A 21450-nucleotide genomic window follows, 5' to 3' on the forward strand; every position below is an offset into this window, starting at 1 on the left:
CGTGCCTCGCGTCGTGATCCTGGACTACGGTTCCGGCAACCTCCGTTCCGCCGAGCGCGCCGTGCAGCGCGCGGGCGCCGACGTCGAGGTCACCGCCGACCCGCATGCGGCCCAGGAGGCGGACGGCCTCGTCGTGCCGGGGGTCGGGGCGTTCGCGGCCTGCATGGAGGGCCTGCTCGCGGTGGGCGGCGAGAAGATCATCGGTACCCGGCTCGCCGGTGGCAGGCCGGTCCTCGGTATCTGCGTGGGCATGCAGATCCTCTTCGAACGCGGTGTCGAGCACGGTGTCGAGGCCGCGGGGACCGGTGAATGGCCGGGCACGGTCGAGCGGCTGCACGCCGACGTGCTGCCGCACATGGGCTGGAACACCGTGCGGGCGCCTGCCGACTCGGAGCTCTTCGCCGGCCTGGACGCCGGTACCCGGTTCTACTTCGTGCACTCCTACGCGGTGCGCGAATGGGAGCTCGACTCGGGGCTGGCGGGGCAGCAGCCGAAGGTCACCACGGCGCACCACGGCGAGGACTTCGTCGCGGCGGTCGAGAACGGCCCGCTGTGGGCAACCCAGTTCCACCCGGAGAAGTCCGGTGACGCCGGCGCGCACCTGCTCCGGAACTGGCTGCGCACCCTGTGAACCGGCGGCCGGTGCCCCTTTTATAGTGGCCCGGTGACCTTCACCCTCCTTCCCGCCGTCGATGTGGCCGATGGCCAGGCCGTCCGTCTCGTCCAGGGCGAGGCAGGCACCGAGACCAGGTACGGCTCGCCGCTGGACGCGGCGCTGTCCTGGCAGCGCGACGGCGCGGAGTGGATCCACCTGGTGGACCTGGACGCCGCGTTCGGCAAGGGCTCCAACCGGGAGTTGCTCGCCGAGGTCGTCGGCAGACTGGACGTGCGGGTGGAGCTGTCCGGGGGGATCCGGGACGACGACTCGCTGGCCGCGGCGCTGGCCACCGGCGCGCGCCGGGTGAACCTCGGCACGGCCGCGCTGGAGGACCCCGAGTGGAGCGCCAAGGTCGTCGCGACGCACGGCGACCGGGTCGCCATCGGCCTGGACGTGCGGATCACCGAGACCGGGCACCGGCTCGCCGCACGCGGCTGGACCCAGGACGGCGGTGACCTCTGGGAGGTCCTCGACCGCCTCGACAGCGACGGTGCCCAGCGCTACGTGGTGACCGACGTCAGCAAGGACGGCACGTTGAAGGGTCCGAACCTCGACCTGCTGCGTGAGGTCACCGCCCGCACCGACGCGGCCGTGATCGCCTCCGGCGGTGTGTCCAGCGTCGATGACCTGCGCGCACTGGCGACGCTCGCCAGGGACGGGGTCGAGGGGGCCATCGTCGGCAAGGCGCTCTACGCGGGCGCGTTCACGCTGCCCGAGGCGCTGTCGGCGGTCGCGGGAACCTGAGCGGGTCAGTCCGGCGCTCTCAGCGGCAGTGTCAGACCGACCTTGATCGACTCGAGCGCGGGCAGCGTCTCGTAGCGGCGCACGTTCGGGTGGTCGAGGAAGAGCCGCTGCGACAGCGCGCGGCTCTCGCGGAGACCCGCGGTGACGTGCACGATCACGTAGTCCCACTGGCCGACGATGCCGTAGCACTGCTGCACCCGCGGCTCGGCGAGCATCTCGTCGCGGAAGGCGGTGTGCAGCGACTCCGACTCCCGGTCGAGGGCGACGAGCACGACGGAGGTCATCGTCTCGCCGAGCACGCGCGGATCGAGCACCGCGATCTGCCTGGCGAGCAGGCCGCTCGTGCGGTAGCGGGTGAGCCGCCGCTGCACGGCGCTCGGTGAGAGTCCCACCTCGTCGCCGAGCTCGTACAGGCTGCGGCCCGCGTCGTCCTGGACCAGGTCGAGGAGGTGACGGTCGATGTCGTCGAGCGAGATGGGGCGGGGCACGCAAATATCTTGCGTCTTCGCGGGAGAACTTTCAATCGGCGTCACCGGCATCCGGCCTAGCGTTGCCGCATGACCGATGTGGATCTCAGTATCGACCGTATCGCCGAGGCCGCCAAGGTGCTCGACCCCGCCTTCCGGGCCACCCCGCAGTTCGTCGACGAGCAGCTCGCCGCGGCGCTCGGCCGCGCGGTACTGACCAAAGTGGAGACACTCAACCCGATACGCAGCTTCAAGGGCAGGGGAATGGACTTCCTGGCACGCGACCTCGCGCCGGGCAGCCACCTCGTCTGCGCCTCCTCGGGAAACTTCGGCCAGGCGGTGGCCTATGCCGCGCGCAAGTACGGCCTGCGCGCGGATGTCTTCGCAGCCGCAGGCACCACCCCGGTGAAGCTGCGCCGGATGACGACCTTGGGCGCGCGAGTGCACACAGTGGACGGTGACGGCAGGGAGGAGGCGGCGGAGTACGTGGTCCGCCACCCCGGCAGCCGGCTCATTGTGGACGGCAGGGAGCCGGCGATCGCCGAGGGCGCCGGAACCATCGGCCTCGAGCTGCTGGAGACACCGGGGATCGGCACCGTGGTGGTCCCGGTCGGGGACGCGGCGCTGATCAGCGGAACGGCCCGCTGGATCAAGGCACACGCACCGGAGATCCGGATCGTGGGGGTCGTCGCCGCCGGCGCGCCGAGCGCGCTCCGCAGCTGGCTGGCTGGGGAGGTGGTGGTGGACCCGAAGTTCGACACCTTCGCCGGAGGTATCGCCATCCGCAGGCCGCTGCCGGAGTCGGTCCGGCGGACGCGGGCGCTGGTCGACGACATGGTCCTGGTCGACGACGCCGCGATGCTGCGGGCCATGCGGCTGGCGGCACGGACGCTCGGCGTGCTCCTGGAGCCCGCCGGTGCGGCCGGTCTCGCCGCGATCGCCGAGCACGACATCCCGGGTGAGCTGGCGGCGACCGTGCTCACCGGCGCCAACGTCGACGAGTCACTCCTGCCCGGCCTGCTGCGCCCCGCCTCCTGACTCCACCCGGTCCAGCGACACCGCGACGCCCACGGTGCGCTCGCTGCCGCCGCGCAGCCGGCTGGTGAACATGGTGATGCGGCCGAGGAGCCCGTACTTGCGCGCGATCGCCTGGCGGGTGCGCGTGGTGCCGTCCTCGTCGAGTACCCGCGCCGTACCGGTGTGGGACGGCCCGTGTGTCTTCCTGCCCCGCAGATCGCACGCCGTCACCTCGACGCGGGGGTCCCGCCGGATGCGCTTGACCTTGCCGGCCGCGCGCTCGGTCCAGATCACGAGGTCGCCGCCGTCGCGGGCGGCCCACACGGGTGTGTCGACGCGGTCGCCGTTCTTCCGGAACGTGCCGAGCAGTAGGTACTTCTCGCGGGCCAGCCGGCCCAACTCGTCTGCCATGTACTCCAACGTAGCGGCAGACAGGGTGGTCAAGCCTCGTGAGTGCGCACACGAGTTAGAACTCGCGTGCGCACTCACGAGCCTCGCGGCTCAGGTCTGGTCGATGGTGGTCTGCCCCGGCCGGAGCGTGGCGCCGCACTGCCGGAGCGGGTAGGCCAGCGAGGAGGAGCGCTCCTCGACCAGTACGACCGCCGAGTCGGCGTAGTCGCGCAGGGCGTCCAGCGTCGCCTGGTCCGGCACGGCGTCCTTGCGCACCCAGTCGCCGTTCGGCGGGTCGTTGTCGGGATAGCTGTAGATCTCGTGGTAGTCCCGTTCCATCCTCGGGTCAGAGGGGATGCCGTTGCCCGAGCTCCACGGCCAGCGGGAGTGGATGAAGGTGGGCTTCACCTCGTCGAAGACGTAGTCGCGCAGGCCCTGCTCGTCACCCTCGCTGATGAAGTCGGCGATCCTCGGCTCGGCCAGCCCGGCCATGTCGACCAGTTCGAGCCTGCTGGTCAGCGCCGAGCCACCGAGGTCCGGCAGCAGCAGCGACGCGTTCCGGGCGCCGAGGATGTCGGCATAGGCGTTGAAGTTGCGGCCGAGCCGGTCGGCGACGTAGCAGGCCGAGATGTTCGGATCGGTGCGGAACTCCTCGGCGGCGTTCACGAAAGACGCGCCCGAGGGCAGCAGTGCGACGGCGAGCCCGCCGGCGAGCCAGGCGCGCCGGCGGGGCCGCGCGTGGTGGAACACGTCGGCGGCGGCGAGTGTGGCGATCAGCGCGCCCAGCACCCAGACGGGCGTGGCGAAACGGTACTGCGCCATCCAGTCGCCCTCCAGCACCGCGTAGGCGGTCAGCGCCAGGCCCAGCGGGACGAGCAGGGCGACCAGGCCGTGCCGCCACCAGGCAGGGCGGGCCAGCGCGATCGCGACGACCGCCACGAGCACGAGCACGGCGGGCGCGCCCGCGTACTGCACCAGCTCGCCGGGCCGGGTGAGATCGTGCAGCCGGGGCAGGTCCTGCGACTTGGCCACGGAGGGGTTGGACAGCAGCCTGCCGAACTCCAGGTAGCGCCAGGTGAAGTAGGCGCCGACCGGGACGGCGAACGTGGCCACGGACAGTGCGGCGTGCCGCACGCTCGTGCCGAGCAGGGGCCTGCGCAGCAGCGCCAGCGCGAGCAGCGGGTAGGCGCCGGCGTAGATCAGGCCCTCCGGGCGCGTCAGCGCCGCGACGGCGGCCAGGCCACCCGCCAGCAGCGCCACCTTCCGCGTCAGCAGTCTGCCGTCCATGACCGCGAGGAAGAGGACCGTGGCCAGCCAGCTGATGGTCAGCGCGAAGAGGGAGTTCTCCAGGCCGGAGAAGGACCAGATGACGAAGGAGGGGATCGCGGCCAGCGCGAGCCCGATCACCGCGGTGGCCAGCCAGGGGCGCCGGGTGACCCGACGGGCGACCGTGTAGCAGGCGGCGAGGATCCCGGCGCAGCACAGCAGCGCAAGCGTCTTCGGGAACAGGACGTAGTCGGCGACGCCGAACAGCGTTCCGTGGTCGAACAGGCCGACGAGGCGACCCAGCGCCAGCAGCACCATCCAGGTCGGGTTGGAGAAGCCCTCCACCGGTTCGGCGCCCGCCTGCACCACCGGGCCGAGCCCTTCGGCGAAGCTGCGGGAGTAGGCGAACGTGATGGCCGCATCGTCGACGATCCAGTGGCCGTACAACGTGGCGTGCCAGCCGATCGCCAGCGTTCCGGCGAGCACGGAGAGAACGGCGGGCGGCTTCGAGTGCCGACGGGGTGTCTCGACGCCGGGGTGAGCGTTCCGCGGCCTGGCAGCGTGCGACCTCTGAATCGCGCTGGCTGTCATGAAAAAGCGGCTCCCCCCGGGGAAAGTGGACTGTGGCCACTGATTGGCCACATACATTATCAGGCGGGTTTGACCATGGTTTTCCGGTTTCGGCCCGTGACAATTCGTCGACAATGTCGTCACGCCGGTTGCTGATTTCCCGCTCCAGTGTGTACGCCGAGTCGGCTCCTGTCGTCCCGGGCGGAGTCACGCCCGGGCCCGGATTAGGCTGTGCGGCATGTCCGTCGCGGTGAGGGTGATCCCATGTCTTGATGTGGACGCGGGGCGAGTGGTGAAGGGTGTGAACTTCGCCGACCTGCGTGATGCCGGTGACCCCGTCGAGCTGGCCCGTCTCTACGACGCCGAAGGCGCCGACGAGCTGACCTTCCTCGACGTGACGGCGTCCTCGGGCAACCGGGAGACGACCTACGACGTCGTGCGCCGCACCGCTGAGCAGGTGTTCATCCCGCTGACCGTCGGTGGCGGCGTGCGCGAGGTCGAGGACGTGAACCGGCTGCTGCGGGCCGGCGCGGACAAGGTCAGCATCAACACGGCGGCGATCGCCCGGCCGGAGCTGCTGCGGGAGGCGTCCCGCCGCTTCGGCGCCCAGTGTGTCGTGCTCTCGGTCGACGCGCGGCGCGTGCCTGCGGACGGACGGCCGACGCCCTCCGGCTTCGAGGTCACCACCCACGGCGGGCGCCGGGGTACCGGGATCGACGCCGTCGAGTGGGCCGCTCGCGGCGAGGAGCTGGGCGTCGGCGAGATCCTGCTCAACTCGATGGACGCGGATGGCACCAAGACCGGGTTCGACCTCGAACTGGTCGGGCTCGTGCGCGAGGCCGTGCGCGTGCCGGTGATCGCCAGCGGTGGTGCCGGCGCGACCGAGCACTTCCTGCCCGCCGTGCGGGCCGGTGCCGACGCCGTGCTGGCCGCGAGCGTCTTCCACTTCAGGCAGCTGAAGATCGGCGAGGTCAAGGACGCGCTGCGGTCCGGGGGAGTCGAGATCCGGTGACCGGGGCACTCGATCCGGCGATCGCCGAGCGGCTCAAGCGCACCCCGGACGGGCTCGTCTGCGCGGTGGTGGTCGAGCACGCCACCTCCGACGTGCTCATGGTGGCCTGGATGAACGACGAGGCGCTGCACCGGACGCTCACCACGCGGCGGGCGACCTACTACTCGCGCAGCAGGCAGCGGCTGTGGGTCAAGGGAGAGACCTCCGGCCACACCCAGCACGTACGCGAGGTGCGGCTCGACTGCGACGCCGACACACTGCTGGTGCGGGTGGACCAGACGGGCCCGGCGTGCCACACCGGTACGCGCACGTGCTTCGACACCGCCGAAAGGGTACTGCTCGCCGACGCCCCCTCGTGAGTGCCTGAGCTCACGAGCCGGTCAGCCGATGTCGCCGGTCAGGTAACGCTGCAGGGTGGGGGCGATCGCGGCGACCATCGTCTCGATGTCGGCCGACGCCATCGGTTCCAGCCTGGCGACGTAGCGCGCCATCCCCATACCGATGATCTGGGTGGCGCACAGGGAGGCCCGCAGCTCCGGCTGGTCACATCCCGCGGCCTTGGTCACGCCCGCGAACATGTGGTTGACCAGCATCTCCTTGAGTGCGCGCAGCGCCTCCTCACGCGTGGTGATGCTGCGGACCAGCGCGACGAACACCTCCCCGCCCGCGCCGTCCCAGCGGGTCAGGAAGGTGCGCACGATGTTCTCGCCCAGCCGGTCGGGACCGTCGGCGGTCACCGTCTCGAGCACTTCCTTCGGGTCGAAAGGGACCTGCAGCACGGCCTGGGCGAACAGGCCTTCCTTACTGCCGAACCAGTGGTTCACCATCGCGGCGTCGACGCCGGCGCGGGCGGCGATCGACCGCACGGTCGCGCCGTCGAAGCCGCTCTCGGCGAAGACCTCCCTGGCCGCCGCGAGCAGCGTCGCCCTGGTGTCCTCACCCGCGGGGCGGCGGCCCCGGCGGCGGGCGGAGGTAGCGTGGTCCTTGGCCGGTGTCACCGGTCCATCATGAACAATCCCGGGACACAATTCAACAGCCATTGAATTATTCGGCCCGGTGCGCACCCTGTTCCGCCGCGACGGCACAATGAGCGCATGGTGACTGCCCATTCCTTCGGCGCCGGTGCCGCCGGTCTCGGCTCGATCAGCCCGGCGCGCGACGACTTCCGCGCGCTGGCGGGCCAGCGGCGCGTGATCCCGGTCGTGCGGCGCCTGCTGGCCGACGCCGACACGCCGGTCGCGCTCTACCGCAAGCTCGCAGGCGACCGCCCCGGCACGTTCCTGCTCGAGTCGGCGGAGAACGGGCAGTCCTGGTCGCGCTGGTCGTTCATCGGAGTGCACAGCCCCGCGGCGCTCACGGTGCGCGACGGCGAGGCCGTCTGGACCGGCACGCCGGTGTCCGGCCTGCCCGCCGGCGGCGACCCGCTCGCGGTGCTGCGCGAGACGATCCAGACCCTGCACACCGAGCCGCTGCCTGGCATGCCGCCACTGACCGGCGGCATGGTCGGCTACATCGGCTACGACGCCGTCCGCTGGATCGAACGGCTCCCGGAGCTGGCGGAGAAGGACATCGACATCCCGGAGCTGACGATGCTCCTCGCCACCGACCTCGCCGCCTTCGACCACCACGAGGGCACCGTCACGCTTATCGCGAACGCCGTGAACTGGGACGACTCCCCGGAGCGGGTCGACGCCGCCTACGACGACGCGGTCCGCAGGCTCGAAGCGATGACCGCGCGGCTGGCCGCTTCCGCACCCGCCACGAACGCCGTGTTCGACCGGCCCCCGCCGGAGTTCACCCGCCGTCGCGCCAAGGAGGAGTTCCACGCCGCCGTCCACAAGGCGGTCGAGGCCATCCACGCGGGCGAGGCGTTCCAGGTCGTCCCGTCGCAGCGCTTCGAGATGCGCACCGGCGCCGACGCGCTGGACGTCTACCGGGTGCTGCGCACGTCCAACCCGAGCCCGTACATGTACCTGCTGCGGCTGGACGGCTTCGACATCGTCGGGTCCAGCCCGGAGTCGCTGGTCACGGTGCGCGACGGCCGTGCGACCACCCATCCGATCGCGGGTACCCGGTGGCGCGGCGTCGATCCGGAGGAGGACGCGCAGCTGGCCAAGGACCTGCTCGCGGACGACAAGGAGCGCTCCGAGCACCTCATGCTCGTGGACCTGGGCCGCAACGATCTCGGCAAGGTCTGCAAGCCCGGTACCGTGCGGGTGCTCGAGTTCTTCTCCATCGAGCGCTACAGCCACGTGATGCACCTGGTCTCCACGGTCAGCGGCGAGCTCGCCGAGGGCAGGACGGCCTTCGACGCGGTCGTCGCCTGCTTCCCGGCCGGCACGCTTTCCGGCGCGCCGAAGGTGCGGGCCATGCAGCTGATCGAGGAGCTCGAACCCACCCGGCGCGCGCTGTACGGCGGAGTGGTCGGCTACCTCGACTTCGCCGGTGACGCCGACACCGCGATCGCCATCCGTACCGCCCTGATGCGCGACGGTGTGGCGTACGTGCAGGCCGGCGGCGGCGTGGTCGCCGACTCCGACGCCGACTACGAGGACAACGAGGCGCTCAACAAGGCCCGCACGGTGCTCTCCGCGGTGGCCGCCGCGGACACCCTCGCGCCCGCCACGTCACTGGATCCCGCGGGAGAAGGCGCCCGTGTCTGACCGGGCGCCCGCGCCGAGCAAGCGTCCACTGTGGATAGTCACGGTGGCGCTGCTGCTCGGTGCCGCCGCACTGTGGGGCTCCGCCCGGCTGACGTGGACTGCCGAGGAGGTCGAGGCCGGGGTGCGGGGCACGGTGCTGCGCACGGAGACCGGCGCTGAGCGCTCCGGCGCGCTCGTCCCGCTCGCGGTGCTCGCGCTCGCCGGGGTGGCTGGCATGGTGGCGACGGGCGGATGGCCCCGGCGACTGCTCGGCGGTGTGCTGGTGGCGGCCGGTCTCGCCGCGTGCTGGGTGGCGCTGTCGGCGCTGCGCTTCGGCGGCTATCCGGAGGCCGCGCCGGTGGGGGAGATCTACGCGGGGCACGGCCTCGCTCTCCTCGGCGGCGCGCTGGTGGCGGGTGGCGGGCTGCTCGGCCTGCGGCGGGCCGGCCGGATGCCCCGTCTGGGCGCGAAGTACTCGGCACCGGGCACTCAGCGTGTCCGGCGAGATCCCGACACGGAGATGTGGGACGCGCTCTCGGATGGCGAGGATCCCACCACGCGCAGTTAGCACCACGTCTTACCCGCTGGTCGGCGAGGTCCTTCCCGACCCGGGCCCGATGCGGTTCACCGCGAGGGTTAGCATCATTTCGGCGGGAAGGGGAAGGTTTTTGTGAGCCACCTTGCGAGTGAATCAATGACCGCGACACCCGGTGGAGTCACCTGGTGAGCGTTCTCGAGGAAATCGTCGCGGGCGTGCGGGCCGACCTTGCCGAGCGCGAGGCGGCACTGCCGTTCGACGAGCTGAAGCGGCGTGCCACGGAGGCGGCTCCGCCGCGCGACGCGCTGGCGGCCCTGCGGGAGTCGGGCATCGGCGTGATCGCCGAGGTCAAGCGCCGTAGCCCCTCCAAGGGCGAGCTGGCGGCCATCACGGACCCGGCGGCGCTGGCGAAGGACTACGCGGACGCCGGAGCCAGGGTCGTCAGCGTGCTCACCGAGCAGCGCCGCTTCGGCGGCTCGCTGGCCGACCTCGACGCCGTGCGGGCCGCGGTGGACGTTCCACTGCTGCGCAAGGACTTCATCGTCAGCCCCTACCAGGTGCACGAGGCCCGGCTGCACGGTGCCGACATGGTGCTGCTGATCGTGGCCGCGCTGGAGCAGAACGCGCTGGTGTCGCTGCTGGACCGGGTCGAGTCGCTCGGCATGACCGCGCTCGTCGAGGTGCACAACGCCGAGGAGGCCGACCGGGCGCTGGAGGCGGGCGCGACGGTGCTGGGCATCAACGCGCGCGACCTGCACACGCTGGAGGTCGACCGCGACGTGTTCAGTCGGCTCGCCCCAGGCCTGCCGATGGAGACGTTCAAGATCGCCGAGTCCGGTGTGCGCGGGCCGGGCGACCTGATGGCCTATGCCGGGCACGGCGCGGACGCCGTGCTCGTCGGCGAGGGCCTGGTCGCGACCGAGGATCCGAAGGGGGCACTCGTCAAGCTCGTGACCGCCGGATCCCACCCGGCATGCCCGAGGCCGAGCCGGTGACCGAGAAGAACGAGCGCGGCGAGCACGACCCGGACGAGCGTGGCCACTTCGGCCCGTACGGTGGCCGGTTCATGCCGGAGGCGCTGATCGGCGCGCTCGACGAGCTCTCCGCCGAGTACGACAAGGCCCGGCTCGACCCCGAGTTCACCGGCGAGTTCGCCAGGCTGCTCTCGCAGTACGCCGGCCGGCCGTCGCTGCTCACCGAGGCGGTGCGGTTCGCCGAGCACGCGGGCGGCGCACGGGTGTTCCTCAAGCGCGAGGACCTCAACCACACCGGCTCGCACAAGATCAACAACGTGCTGGGCCAGGCGCTGCTCACCAAGCGAATGGGCAAGAAGCGGGTCATCGCGGAGACCGGCGCCGGCCAGCACGGCGTGGCCACGGCGACCGCGTGCGCGCTGCTGGGTCTCGACTGCGTGGTCTACATGGGCGAGGTCGACACCGAACGGCAGGCGCTCAACGTCGCCAGGATGCGCCTGCTGGGCGCCGAGGTGATCCCGGTCGGGACCGGCTCCCGCACGCTCAAGGACGCCATCAACGAGGCACTGCGGGACTGGGTGACCAATGTGGACACCACCCACTACCTGCTCGGCACGGCGGCGGGGGCGCATCCGTTCCCGGTGCTCGTACGCAACTTCCACAAGGTGATCGGCGAGGAGGCGCGTGCGCAGATCCTCGAGCTGACCGGGCGGCTGCCCGACGCCGTCGCGGCGTGCGTCGGCGGGGGATCCAACGCCATCGGCATCTTCCACGGGTTCATCGACGACCCGGGCGTACGCCTGGTCGGCCTCGAGCCCGGTGGCAAGGGCATCGAGACCGGGCAGCACGGCGCCACGCTCACCGAGGGCACCCCTGGGATGCTGCACGGTTCGCTGTCCTACCTGCTGCAGGACGATGACGGGCAGACGACCGAGGCGTACTCGATCTCGGCGGGCCTGGACTATCCGGGTGTCGGACCGGAGCACTCGTGGCTCAAGGACACCGGCCGGGCCGAGTACCGGGCGGTCACCGACGCCGAGGCGATGGACGCGTTCCGGCTGCTGTCGCGGACCGAGGGCATCATTCCCGCGATCGAGTCGGCGCACGCACTGGCCGGTGCGCTGGAGCTGGGGCGGGAACTCGGCCCGGAGGCGCACATCCTGGTGAACCTCTCCGGCCGGGGTGACAAGGACGTGGACACCGCGGCGCGCTACTTCGGGCTCGTGGACGAGGAGAAGTTGTGAGCGAGCTTCGCGCGATGTTCGAGCACACGCGTGCCGAGAACCGGGCCGCGCTCGTGGGATACCTGCCCGCGGGCTACCCGGACGTCGAGGCTTCGAAGGACCTGCTCGCCGCGACGATCGACGGCGGCGCGGACCTGGTCGAGGTCGGCGTGCCCTACTCCGACCCGGTGCTGGACGGCCCGACCATCCAGACGGCCGCCGACGCGGCACTGAAGGCGGGGTTCCGGCTGAAGCACCTGTTCGAGGTCGTCGAGTCGGTGTCCGCGAGGGGTGGTCGCGCGGTCGTGATGACCTACTGGAACCCGGTGCACCGCTACGGTGTCGACGCGTTCGCGCGAGACCTCGACGCGGCAGGCGGGCTCGGCCTGATCACGCCCGACCTGACCCCGGACGCGGCGGGCGACTGGCCCTCGATCGCCGAGCGGTACGGGCTCGACCGGATCTTCCTGGTCGCGCCGTCCTCGTCGGAGGAGCGCCTCCACCTGACCGCCCGTGCGGCCACGGGGTTCATCTACGCGACGGCCGTGATGGGCGTCACCGGCGCCCGCGAGTCGGTGGGTGCCGGGGCCGCGGAGCTGGTGCGGCGCACCCGCACGCACACCGACCTGCCGATCGGCGTCGGTCTCGGGGTCCGCTCGCGGGAGCAGGCCGCCGAGGTCGCCGGTTTCGCCGACGCGGTGATCGTCGGCTCGGCGCTGGTGACGAAGGCCGCCGGGGGCACCGCCGCCGTGCGGGCACTCGCCGGGGAGCTCGCCGAAGGCGTGCGGGTCGTGAGTGCGCAGCCGAGTTGACAGGTGTCCTGCGGGACACCCGCACCCGGGGTCCTGCGGGACACCCGCACCCGGGCTCGGTAGCCACTGACGAGCACCTCGGCGGCCGGTACGTGGTACCGCACGTTACGGTGACGTCGTGATTTCCGCTTCGGCAGTCTTCCTCGCGAACATCCCCAGCCCGGATCGCGGGGTGTGGCAGCTCGGCCCGATTCCGCTGCGTGCCTACGCGCTGTGCATCATCGCCGGGATCATCGTCGCCATCTGGTGGGGCGAACGGCGCTGGACGCAGCGTGGCGGCAGCAAGGGAACCATCGTCGACATCGCGGTGTTCGCGGTGCCGTTCGGCCTCGTCGGCGGCCGGCTCTACCACGTCATCACCGACTACCAGCTCTACTTCGGCGAGGGTCAGGACCCGGTCCGGGCGCTCTACATCTGGGATGGCGGGCTCGGCATCTGGGGCGCGATCGCGCTCGGCGGTGTCGGCGCGTGGATCGCCTGCCGCCGAAGGGGAATCCCGCTGCCCGCGGTGGCGGACGCGGTCGCGCCGGGCATCATCGTGGCGCAGGCCATCGGCAGGCTCGGCAACTACTTCAACCAGGAGCTCTACGGTGGTCCGACCGACCTGCCGTGGGGGCTGGAGATCTACTGCCGCACCACGGCGGACTTCCCGGCCAGCGCGTGCAGCGTGGACAACCCTGGCCCCCTCGACGGTGTCGCGGCCACCGACGTGCCGCTCGCCGTCGTGCACCCGACCTTCCTGTACGAGCTGCTGTGGAGCCTCGGCGTCGCACTGCTCATCGTGTGGGCCGACCGGCGGTTCCGGCTCGGCCACGGCCGCGTGTTCGCGCTCTACGTCGCCGGATACACGGCAGGGCGGTTCTGGATCGAGCTCATGCGCACGGACCCGGCCAACGAGATCCTCGGCCTGCGGGTGAACGTCTGGACGTCGATGGTGCTGTTCGCCGGAGCGGTGACCTACTTCGTGCTCGCCCGCGGTCGCGGCCCGCGCGAGGAGCCGGAGACGTTGCGGGGCAAGGACGACGGACCCGCCGATACCGGGGACGCAAAAGCCACCGAGGACACCGAAGCGACCGAGGACACCGAGGACACCGATACCGCTGATACCGCCGATACCGCTGACTCCCGGGAGTCAGCGGACGAGGCCGCGCCCGGTGATCAGCGGAAGGTCGAGCCCGGTCAGTAGCCCGGCGGGGGCCTCGACCACGGCCGGGACGGCGTTGACCAGCCGCATGGCCGTCGCCTTGAGACCTGCGGTGTTGTGGTCGCCGTCGCCGCCGAGCAGCCGCAGGTCGAGCGTGTAGTTCGGCTCGCCGGTCACGTGCACCCGGTAGCAGCCCTGCCCGGCGGGCTGCGGCCAGTCCGGGCCGAGGTCGGGCCGCAGCCGCGTGACGTGTTCCAGCACGCACACCGGGCGCCCGGCACGCATGCCGCGCACCTCGAATCGCAGCGCCGCCGCGGTGCCCCGCTCGATCGTGCCCGAGGAGATCTCGAACTTCTCCGGTGCGGGCAGCCGCTCGTAGTGCTCCTCCACGCCGTCGAGCTCGGTTTCCAGGCCGGCCGCGAGCTGGCGCACGACGCTGCCCCAGGCGAGGGTCAGCACGCCGGGTTGCAGCAGCATCGGCACCTCGTCCAGCGGCGCGCCGAAGCCCATGATGTCGAAGACGACCTTGTGGTTGTCGTAGGTCGAGTAGTCGAGGATCTCCAGGCAGCGCACCTCGTCGATGCGCTCGGAGATGCCGGTGAGCGTCAGCGGCAGCCAGTCGTTGGCGAAGCCGGGGTCGATCCCGTTGACCCACAGGGACGCGCCGCCCTCGGCCGCGGCCGCGCGGACCGGGTCCGACACCTCCTTCGGCACCACGCCTTCGGGGAACTGGAGGAAGACCGGGCTGCTGGACACGACGTTGACGCCGGCCCTGAGGATGCGCTGCAGATCCTCCAGCGCCTCGGGGATGCGGTCGTCGGCCATCGCGGTGTAGACGACGCAGTCGGGGCGCAGGGCGAGCAGTTCGTCCGCGTCGCCGGTGGCGGCGACGCCCAGCGTGCACCCGAGCCCGGCCAGCTCCCCGGCGTCCTTGCCGACCTTGGCCGGGTCGGAGACCCAGACGCCGGCCAGCTCCAGGTCGGGCCTGGCGTCGATGCCCGCGATGGCGTTGCGGCCCACGTTGCCGGTGCTCCACTGCACCACGCGACAGCGGCGGCTCATGTCAGGTCCGGCAGGCCGAGCTCGAAGTTCGGCGCCTGCTGGCCGCCGTCCACCTCGAGCACTTTCCCGGTGACGTAGCCACCGGCCCGCGAGGCCAGGTAGACGATCGTGGCCGCGACGTCCTCGGGCTCCCCGATGCGGCGCAGCGGGGTGGCCGCCTCCATACGCTCGCGCAGCTCGGGATTGTTCACCACCACCTCCAGCGCCGAGGTGGCCACGGAGCCGACGGCGATGCCGTTCACCCTGATCTTCGGCGCGAGGTCGGCCGCAGCCAGCCGCGTGTAGTGGGCGAGCGCGCCCTTCACCGTGCCGTAGGCGAGGAACCCGCGGCCGGACACCCGGCCCATGACCGACGAGATGTTGACGACCGCGCCGCCGCCCGTCCGCAGCATCGCCGGTACGGCGGCCCTGGTGAGCGCGTGCGCCGTGGACACGTTGAACCGGAACGCCTCCTCCAGGAGCTCCGTGCTGGTGTCGGTCAGCGGGCACGGGTAGGTGCCGCCGACGTTGTTGACGACGACGTCGAGCCGGCCGAAGGTCTCCGTGGCGGCGTCGGCCAGCGCGGCGGCGTTCGCCGGGTCGCTCAGGTCCGCGGGCACGGCGTGTGCCTTGCGTCCAGCGTCGGCGATCCGCGCGGCGACCTGGTCGAGTTGTTCCCCGGTGCGGGCGGAGATCACCACATCGGCGCCTGCCTCGGCCAGCGCCACCGCGGTCGCGGCGCCGATGCCCCGGCCGGCACCGGTGACCACCGCCACCGAGTCGGTGAGTCGAAAGCGATCCAGAATCACGAGCAAACTGTAACACGTTCTAGTGTGCTGCCCAGGGCCTCGTGAGTGCGCACACGAGTTCTAACTCGCGTAGCCACTCACGAGGGGGGAAGGCGGTGCTCGCGCAGGCGTACGGCGCCCGCCTCGCCACCGAGTTCGGGCAGCGCGGCGGGGTTCTCCCGGTAGAACCGCAGGGCGGCCAGCAACAGCGCGGGGTCGACGGCGAGCCAGTTCGCGCGGATCACCAGGTGCGGTGCGAGCTTGCGTTCCGACTGCCGCCAGGCGGGCGAGGTCGAGACGATCTCCCCGGACGCGTTGGCCGCCATCGCGAACTCGATCATCGGCTGCTGGACGTGCACGGCCCGCGCGCCGATGTTGCCGCTCCAGGGGAAGAAGCCCGTGAGGGCCCACGAGCGGTGGTACACGCCCGACGGACTCAGCGCCACGTAGCCCGGCCTGATCCGGCCCCGCGCCGCCTCGGCAAGGAACCAGATCGTGTAGCCGGTGAGGCCGCCGAGCAGCACGAGCAGCACCGCCGACTCGCCGCCGAAGCCGTCGGCGACCGCGCGCGCGATCCCGCCGAGGAGGAGGAAACCGAACAGCAGCGCGCTGTAGGCCATGGCGGCCAGGTAGAGCACGAAGATCCACCGCGCGTACGGCACGAGCACGGCGTGCTCTCCCAGTTCGGGCAGGTAGGCCGAACGGATCAGCGACTCGCCCCGTGGCCTGCCCCGTGAGCGCCGGACGTGGATGAGCACGGCGGCCAGTGCGACGATCGGGCTGCCGGCCATGAGGAACGTCGCACGGGCGGTGTCCGTGCCGAGGTCGAACACGCCGATGCCGAGTACGGCGACGGCGAGCAGGGCGAACAGGGCCACGACGGCGAGCCAGGCCGGCCTGCTTCCGGAGCGCCAGGCATCCGGCCAGGAGAGGCGGCTCGCGTCGCCGGGCGAGGTCGGCGAGGTCATCGAACTCCCATTTCCATTGCCGGGCAGGTTGCGTGACGGGTTCGCGCGGTAGCCCCCAGTCCCGGGACAGGGTGTCAGAAGATGGAGCCGAACGCGTCCCCGACCGCACCGGCCGCGTCGCCGAGTGCGTCGCCGACGGCTCCCACGCCCGCTTCGATGCCGTCCTGCACTCCGTCCGGAAGCGCGTCGTACACGGCATCCGCCGCCCCGCTGGCGACGATGCCCACGCCGACGCCCACCACGGCCCCCACCGGGCCTCCGACGGCGGCACCCACGGCCACCGAGGCGCCGAAACCCGCGAGTCCGGACATCACGGCCTTACCCGGCGGCTTCCCGTTCTCGACGTCGTAGCCGATGCTGGCGGCGGTGATGCCGAGTCCGACCACGGGTAGCGCACGGCCGATCGAGCGGGCCACGCCGCTGCCCGCCCGCGCCGCGTCGTCGGCGGCATTGAGTGCGTCGTCCGCCGCCGATGCGGCGGTACGGGCCGCGACCGGGTCCGAAACGTGGGCACGGAAGTGGTTCATCTGTTGCTCGGCGAGCTCCCGCAACCACTGCGCCTGGCCGCGTATGATCTTCGCGTGGACGCCAGCCGCGGCTCCGATCGTGCTGTTCACCAGATCCGTCGCCGAGAACGCCGCCTTCGTCGTCAGGCCGCCCCACACGCTCGTCGCCGTGGTCTTGGCCGACTCCCAGAGCCTCCGGCCCAGATCCGCCTCGGTGCGGGCTTCGTTGTAGGCGTTCACCTGTGCGGCGTGGGTCTCCTGTGCGGTAACCGCGTCGTTGTGTGCCGCGACCTGCTCCGGGGTGGCGGAGCCGTCGCCCGGCAGGTTCGACGGAGCCGGTGGCGCGGGCGGCGGATCCATGATCTGGGTCGCCGTGACCTCCAGGCCGCCCTCCGCCGCGATCTCGCGGGCACGCCGCATGTGCTCCTGCGCGGTGTGCAGGTCATCGGCGTAGGTGTCGAACGAGCGGCCCGCCTCCTCCGCGGACTCACCCAGGGTGTTGCCCTTGTGGCCGCCGGAGGTCATCTTGGCGCGGAAGGCCGCGCCGGCCGGACCGGACCACTCCGCCTCGGAGTTGCCCCGCGCGGCGTAGATTTGACTGACGCAGTCGTGTATCCCGCTTCCCAGTGTGGACCTGAACCAGTCGGCGGCCTGCCGGATGCTCGCCGGACTCCCCTTGATCTCCGTGTCGATCGGCATGTCAGGTTCTCTTTCGTCGCTCGGTGCTCAGCGAGGCAGCTGGTTGGCGGCCGCGACCTCGTTGTCGGCATAGCTGGTGCCGCCCGCGGCGACGGCGTCGCCCGCCGCGACCGCTCCGGTGACCAGCTCGGCCGCACCGTCGACGAAGGCGGCCATCAGCTCGCCCATCTGGCCGGACAGCTCACCCGCGTCAGGGGGAGGTGGCGGTCCGCCCGCGTCCAGCAGGGAGTTGCCTGCGTTGCGCAGCGTGCCGGCAAGCCCTTCGAGCAGTCCCGGATCGACCCGGTACCCGTTCACGACGGTGCCCCCTTCCTGCGCTTGTCCTCCGGGATGTTGATGTCCAGCAGGATCATGTCGAGGCCGACGGCCTTGTCCACCTTGTCGAGATTCCTGGTCGGCATGACGATCCACGGCTGGTGCTCGCCGCAGCAGTCGACGAGGCGGTCGAGCGCCGAGTAGACGAGCAGCGCCGTCTTGCCTTCCTTCGTCTGGCGGGTGTCGACGACAAGGCCCTGCTCGGACCCGTCGTGCAGGTCGGAATCCCCGTCCGGTACGCGCTCGCACGGCACGTAGACGACCGGAGGGAACTGGTTCATCGGGTTGGTACTCACGCGAACCTCATCGGGACGTCTGATCACGGTGCTCCGACCGTGGGACGCGGAGGTCCGCGTCGCGGTTCCGTCGCGGTCAGCCCGGAGCCCGCCGGACGGGGGTCACCACCGGGCGGCCGTCGGCGGAGAAAAGCACCTCGGCCTCGGCCGAGTAGTGCGTGCGCAGCCGCTCGGCCGTCAGCACCCGGCCGGGCGGCCCGGCGGCCACCACCTCGCCACCGTCGAGCAGCAGCAGCGTGTCCGCGTACTGGGCGGCGAAGGTGAGGTCGTGCAGGGTGGTCACGACGGTGGTGCCGTCCTCGCGGCGCAGCAGGTCGAGGCGTTCGAGCAGCGACTGCGCGTGCCCGATGTCCAGGCCCGTGGTCGGTTCGTCGAGCAGCAGCAGGCGCGGGTGCTGGGCGAGCACCCTGGCGAGCACCGCGCGCTGGCGTTCCCCGCCGGAGAGCGTGTGCAGCCTGCGCGCGGACATTCCGCGCAGGTCGAGCCGCGTCAGCGACTCCTCGACGATGGACCGGTCACGACCGCTCTCCCTGGCGAGCGGGCCGAGGTGCGGGGTCCGGCCGAGCAGCACGTAGTCGGTCACGGTGAGCCCGTCGGGCAGCAGCGGGTTCTGCGGCGCGTAGCCGATCTCGCGGGCCCGCTGCCTCCGGGACAGCGACGGCACCGCCGCTCCGTGCAGGGTGATCTCGCCGGTGAAGCCTGCCTGCCCGGCGATCGCCTTCAGCAGCGTCGACTTGCCCGCGCCGTTCGGCCCCACGATCGCCAGCCAGCCACCCTCGCCGAGGTCGGCCGAGACGTCGCGGACGACCTCGCGGCCCCGGTAGCCCGCCGTGACCCCCGCCAGCCGCAGCGCCGTCACGGCAGCCGCCCCCTGGTCGAGCGCAGCACCAGCACGAAGAACGGGGCGCCGGCGAACGCGGTCACGACCCCGAGCGGCAGCTCACCCGGCATGACGGTGCGCGCGATGTGGTCGGCCACGATGAGGAAGGCGGCCCCGCCGAAGAGCGACAGCGGCATGATGACGCGGTAGCTCGCGCCCGCGAGCAGCCGCACGATGTGCGGTACGACGATGCCGACGAACCCGATCAGCCCGCTCACCGCCACCGCCGCCGCCGTGGCGAGGGACGCCGCCGTGAGCACGAGCAGCCGCACCCGGCCGGGATGGATACCGAGCGAGGCGGCCTCGGCGTCACCGAGGGCGAGCACGTCGAGCAACCGCGCGCACGCGCACAGCACCACCGCGGCGGCGGCGATGTAGGGCAGGGCGAGCCACACGTCCGGCCAGCCACTGATGTTCAGCCCGCCCAGCATCCAGGTGTAGACCTGCTTGATCGTGTCCGTGTTGAGCTGCTGGACGAACGTCTGGATCGCGGTGAGGAACGACGCGACCGCCACCCCGGCGAGTAGCAGCGTCGCCGTTCCGGAGCCGGCTGCCGAGCGGCCCAGCACCCAGCTCAGGCCCACCCCGCCCAGCGCACCGGCGAATGCGGCCAGTGGCAGCGGGCCGACCACCCAGTCGGTGACCGCGGGCAGCAGCACCACGACGATGGTGGCCGCCATACCCGCACCGGCGGCGGCGCCGAGCAGGTACGGATCGGCCAGCGGGTTCCGGAAGACGCCCTGGAAGGCGGCCCCCGCACTGGCCAGGGCCGCGCCGACCAGGCCGGCCAGCACCACCCTCGGCACGCGCAGCTGCCAGACGATCGCGGCCTCGCGTTCGGAAAGCGGTGACGTCCCGCCGGTCAGCTGGGCCGTGATCTCGGCGAGCACGCTCCGCCAGCCGAGCTCGCCCGCGCCGACGACGATCGCGAGGACGATGACGGCCAGCAGCACCAGCCCGGCCAGCAGGACGGCGCGGAGCCGCAGGGTGGTGGTGGGACGGGGAGCCGAGCGCGCTCTGAGCACGTCAGCCGTTCGCCTCGGCGACGGCGGTGGACACCGCGTGCACGAGGTCGACCATCCGCGGGGACCAGCGGGAGGCGATGTCGTCGTCCAGCGCGTAGACCCGGTCCTGCTCGACGGCGCTCAGCGTGTCCCAGCCGGGGCGGGCGGCGACCGTCTGCGCGTCCTGCCCGCAGCAGTTGGTGTCGGCCAGGAAGATGAGGTCCGGGTCCGCCTGCAGGATCCGTTCGGCGGAGAGCTGCGGGTAGCCGCCGGCGGCACCCCCGCTGTCGTCGGCGATGTTCCGCAGCTCGAACAGGCTGTAGATCTGCCCGATGAACGTATCCGACGTCACCGTGTAGTAGGTCGGGTCCAGCTCGTGGTAGTAGCTCAGCGGCGTGGCCGGTTCCGGGGTGTCGGCGACGATCTTGTCGATCTGCGCCTTGGTGTCGCGCGCCAGGTCGGCGCCCTCGGCCTCGCGGCCGGTTGCCTTGCCGACGAGTTCGAACTGGTCGTAGGCCGACTCCAGGGTCGTGGCCGCGGGCAGCACGAGCGTCACCGTGCCCGTGCGGGCCAGAGCCTCGGAGAGCTTGCTCTCCAGGTCCGACTCGACGATGACGAGGTCGGGGTCGTGGGCCAGGATGCCCTCGGCGTCGAGGTTGAGGCCGGAAAGCTCGGTACGCGGCGCGTGCTCGGGAAACGTCGAGGCCGAGTCGACAGCGACGACCTGGGGGCCCGCGCCGACGGCGTACAGCACCTCCGTCGTCGACGGCGAGAGCGAGACGATCCGTTCCGGACGCTGTTCGAGCGTGACCGCCGGCGCGCCCTCCGGCCGCAGCTCCACCGGGAACGTGCCGGACCCGGGGGAGTCGCCGGACGGTCCGGGGGTCTGGTCACGTTCGGCACAGCCGGTGAGCGCGGTGACGCCGAGCAGGATGAGGAGGGGGAGCACCCCGGCAGCGCGTCCGCGCGCCTTCCGGCGGGTACTGGGCAAGCGGAACATCGGACCTCGACTTTCGGCCGGCGCGGGCCCGGGCCGGGGCCGCACCTGGCGGCCGCGGACGCCGCACCCCTGCGCCGGAGGCGGGTGGCGTCGGCGCGAGCGGCAGGCGACCTGGCTCGGCCCGCGTTACACTCGGTGACAATGTGTTCACGGTGTTCACGGTGGCCATCACAGTTGCGGGACAGCGCCGGAGTCGCACCGGACTTCGCTCCCGCTCGCGTCGCCGGGCACAGGCCCGGCCCGGAAAACGCTACCAGGTGACCGACTTCGAGCTTGACAAACCCGGAGTTCGGGTAAACTCGACAGGTGAGCCACAGCTCGCGCCCATCAAGGCTTGAGCCCATCAAGAACGCCCATTAAGAACACAGTCGTTCAGCGCTGCCAGATCGTTACAGTCACGAGGGCTGAATCGGCACTCCGAACGGGTGCTCTCACGTTTCCCGGATGTTAAGGTCGCGCTAATCAGCGGGCCATCGTCGTCCCGTGCCCAGCACAA

At 71.6% G+C, this 21450-nt stretch carries 24 protein-coding genes and 1 riboswitch; of the genes, 11 read left to right on the forward strand and 13 right to left on the reverse strand.

Annotated elements, in window-relative coordinates:
- The first annotated feature begins 1 nt into the window (after position 1).
- Together hisH and priA are read left to right on the forward strand one after the other, a co-directional pair.
- Positions 2-631: an imidazole glycerol phosphate synthase subunit HisH gene (hisH, locus tag JAP66_RS21155; protein ID WP_199433545.1), complete on the forward strand. Its 630-nt coding sequence runs from the start codon at positions 2-4 to the stop codon at positions 629-631.
- 33 nt (positions 632-664) lie between these two features.
- A complete protein-coding gene (priA, locus tag JAP66_RS21160) occupies positions 665-1402 on the forward strand; it encodes a bifunctional 1-(5-phosphoribosyl)-5-((5-phosphoribosylamino)methylideneamino)imidazole-4-carboxamide isomerase/phosphoribosylanthranilate isomerase PriA (protein WP_199433546.1) in 738 nt (245 codons plus the stop codon).
- 5 nt (positions 1403-1407) lie between these two features.
- On the opposite strand, the gene JAP66_RS21165 is transcribed toward priA, so the two are convergent.
- On the reverse strand, positions 1408-1890 hold the full coding sequence (locus tag JAP66_RS21165; RefSeq protein WP_307849656.1) for an Lrp/AsnC family transcriptional regulator: 483 nt from the start codon (positions 1888-1890) through the stop codon (positions 1408-1410).
- A 69-nt stretch (positions 1891-1959) separates the two neighbouring features.
- On the opposite strand from JAP66_RS21165, the gene JAP66_RS21170 reads away from it, so the two are divergent.
- The gene (locus JAP66_RS21170) at positions 1960-2907 is read left to right on the forward strand and encodes a threonine ammonia-lyase (RefSeq protein ID WP_199433547.1); all 948 of its coding nucleotides are present in this window, start codon (positions 1960-1962) and stop codon (positions 2905-2907) included.
- Here JAP66_RS21170 and JAP66_RS21175 read toward each other — a convergent pair.
- Positions 2872-3297 carry a PPOX class F420-dependent oxidoreductase gene (locus JAP66_RS21175; RefSeq protein WP_199433548.1) on the reverse strand — a complete coding sequence of 142 codons (426 nt, stop codon included), beginning with the start codon at positions 3295-3297 and terminating at the stop codon, positions 2872-2874. The two genes, JAP66_RS21170 and JAP66_RS21175, sit on opposite strands and share 36 nt — an antisense overlap.
- Before the next feature lie 90 nt (positions 3298-3387).
- Positions 3388-5133, reverse strand: coding sequence for a hypothetical protein (locus JAP66_RS21180; protein WP_372448995.1), 1746 nt, complete (start codon positions 5131-5133; stop codon positions 3388-3390).
- 217 nt (positions 5134-5350) lie between these two features.
- Here JAP66_RS21180 and hisF point away from each other — a divergent pair, with 217 nt between their 5' ends.
- Together hisF and hisI are read left to right on the forward strand one after the other, a co-directional pair.
- A complete protein-coding gene (gene hisF, locus JAP66_RS21185) occupies positions 5351-6124 on the forward strand; it encodes an imidazole glycerol phosphate synthase subunit HisF (protein ID WP_199433550.1) in 774 nt (257 codons plus the stop codon).
- Positions 6121-6483 carry a phosphoribosyl-AMP cyclohydrolase gene (gene hisI, locus JAP66_RS21190; protein WP_199433551.1) on the forward strand — a complete coding sequence of 121 codons (363 nt, stop codon included), beginning with the start codon at positions 6121-6123 and terminating at the stop codon, positions 6481-6483. Before hisF ends, hisI begins: the two co-directional genes overlap by 4 nt.
- Before the next feature lie 21 nt (positions 6484-6504).
- Here the strand turns inward: hisI and JAP66_RS21195 are convergent, their stop codons facing one another.
- A complete protein-coding gene (locus JAP66_RS21195) occupies positions 6505-7122 on the reverse strand; it encodes a TetR/AcrR family transcriptional regulator (RefSeq protein WP_307849657.1) in 618 nt (205 codons plus the stop codon).
- A gap of 96 nt (positions 7123-7218) precedes the next feature.
- Here JAP66_RS21195 and JAP66_RS21200 point away from each other — a divergent pair, with 96 nt between their 5' ends.
- From JAP66_RS21200 to lgt, 6 genes are all read left to right on the forward strand, one after another.
- Positions 7219-8787: an anthranilate synthase component I gene (locus tag JAP66_RS21200; RefSeq protein WP_199433553.1), complete on the forward strand. Its 1569-nt coding sequence runs from the start codon at positions 7219-7221 to the stop codon at positions 8785-8787.
- A complete protein-coding gene (locus JAP66_RS21205; RefSeq protein ID WP_307849658.1) occupies positions 8780-9334 on the forward strand; it encodes a Trp biosynthesis-associated membrane protein in 555 nt (184 codons plus the stop codon). Before JAP66_RS21200 ends, JAP66_RS21205 begins: the two co-directional genes overlap by 8 nt.
- A gap of 155 nt (positions 9335-9489) precedes the next feature.
- Positions 9490-10299 (forward strand): indole-3-glycerol phosphate synthase TrpC, encoded by an 810-nt coding sequence (trpC, locus tag JAP66_RS21210; protein WP_199433554.1) that lies wholly within the window; start codon positions 9490-9492, stop codon positions 10297-10299.
- Positions 10278-11522, forward strand: a complete 1245-nt coding sequence (gene trpB / locus JAP66_RS21215) for a tryptophan synthase subunit beta (RefSeq protein WP_199433555.1) — start codon at positions 10278-10280, stop codon at positions 11520-11522. Before trpC ends, trpB begins: the two co-directional genes overlap by 22 nt.
- A 14-nt stretch (positions 11523-11536) precedes the next feature.
- Positions 11537-12313 carry a tryptophan synthase subunit alpha gene (gene trpA, locus JAP66_RS21220; RefSeq protein WP_210770486.1) on the forward strand — a complete coding sequence of 259 codons (777 nt, stop codon included), beginning with the start codon at positions 11537-11539 and terminating at the stop codon, positions 12311-12313.
- Positions 12314-12431: 118 nt separating this feature from the next.
- The gene (lgt, locus tag JAP66_RS21225; RefSeq protein ID WP_199433557.1) at positions 12432-13499 is read left to right on the forward strand and encodes a prolipoprotein diacylglyceryl transferase; all 1068 of its coding nucleotides are present in this window, start codon (positions 12432-12434) and stop codon (positions 13497-13499) included.
- On the opposite strand, the gene JAP66_RS21230 is transcribed toward lgt, so the two are convergent.
- The 9 genes from JAP66_RS21230 to JAP66_RS21270 all read right to left on the reverse strand — a co-directional run bounded on the left by JAP66_RS21230 (position 13446) and on the right by JAP66_RS21270 (position 20954).
- The gene (locus tag JAP66_RS21230) at positions 13446-14519 is read right to left on the reverse strand and encodes an NAD(P)H-dependent amine dehydrogenase family protein (RefSeq protein ID WP_199433558.1); all 1074 of its coding nucleotides are present in this window, start codon (positions 14517-14519) and stop codon (positions 13446-13448) included. The two genes, lgt and JAP66_RS21230, sit on opposite strands and share 54 nt — an antisense overlap.
- Positions 14516-15307, reverse strand: coding sequence for an SDR family oxidoreductase (locus JAP66_RS21235; RefSeq protein WP_199433559.1), 792 nt, complete (start codon positions 15305-15307; stop codon positions 14516-14518). Before JAP66_RS21235 ends, JAP66_RS21230 begins: the two co-directional genes overlap by 4 nt.
- Positions 15308-15384: 77 nt before the next feature.
- Positions 15385-16254 carry a hypothetical protein gene (locus tag JAP66_RS21240; RefSeq protein WP_199433560.1) on the reverse strand — a complete coding sequence of 290 codons (870 nt, stop codon included), beginning with the start codon at positions 16252-16254 and terminating at the stop codon, positions 15385-15387.
- A gap of 74 nt (positions 16255-16328) precedes the next feature.
- On the reverse strand, positions 16329-17459 hold the full coding sequence (locus JAP66_RS21245; protein ID WP_199433561.1) for a hypothetical protein: 1131 nt from the start codon (positions 17457-17459) through the stop codon (positions 16329-16331).
- A 27-nt stretch (positions 17460-17486) separates the two neighbouring features.
- The gene (locus JAP66_RS21250) at positions 17487-17756 is read right to left on the reverse strand and encodes a hypothetical protein (protein ID WP_199433562.1); all 270 of its coding nucleotides are present in this window, start codon (positions 17754-17756) and stop codon (positions 17487-17489) included.
- A complete protein-coding gene (locus tag JAP66_RS21255) occupies positions 17753-18070 on the reverse strand; it encodes an SAV_915 family protein (RefSeq protein ID WP_307849659.1) in 318 nt (105 codons plus the stop codon). The genes JAP66_RS21250 and JAP66_RS21255 overlap by 4 nt, the downstream gene beginning before the upstream one ends.
- A 76-nt stretch (positions 18071-18146) precedes the next feature.
- Complete coding sequence (locus JAP66_RS21260) at positions 18147-18929, reverse strand: ABC transporter ATP-binding protein (RefSeq protein ID WP_199433563.1); 783 nt, start codon at positions 18927-18929, stop codon at positions 18147-18149.
- Positions 18926-19975 carry a FecCD family ABC transporter permease gene (locus JAP66_RS21265; protein WP_199433564.1) on the reverse strand — a complete coding sequence of 350 codons (1050 nt, stop codon included), beginning with the start codon at positions 19973-19975 and terminating at the stop codon, positions 18926-18928. The genes JAP66_RS21260 and JAP66_RS21265 overlap by 4 nt, the downstream gene beginning before the upstream one ends.
- Before the next feature lies 1 nt (position 19976).
- Positions 19977-20954 carry an ABC transporter substrate-binding protein gene (locus JAP66_RS21270; RefSeq protein ID WP_199433565.1) on the reverse strand — a complete coding sequence of 326 codons (978 nt, stop codon included), beginning with the start codon at positions 20952-20954 and terminating at the stop codon, positions 19977-19979.
- Positions 20955-21038: 84 nt separating this feature from the next.
- Positions 21039-21185, reverse strand: a riboswitch (cobalamin riboswitch).
- Between the last annotated feature and the right edge of the window lie 265 nt (positions 21186-21450).

Source organism: Qaidamihabitans albus (assembly GCF_016464705.1).
Taxonomy (GTDB): domain Bacteria; phylum Actinomycetota; class Actinomycetes; order Mycobacteriales; family Pseudonocardiaceae; genus Qaidamihabitans; species Qaidamihabitans albus.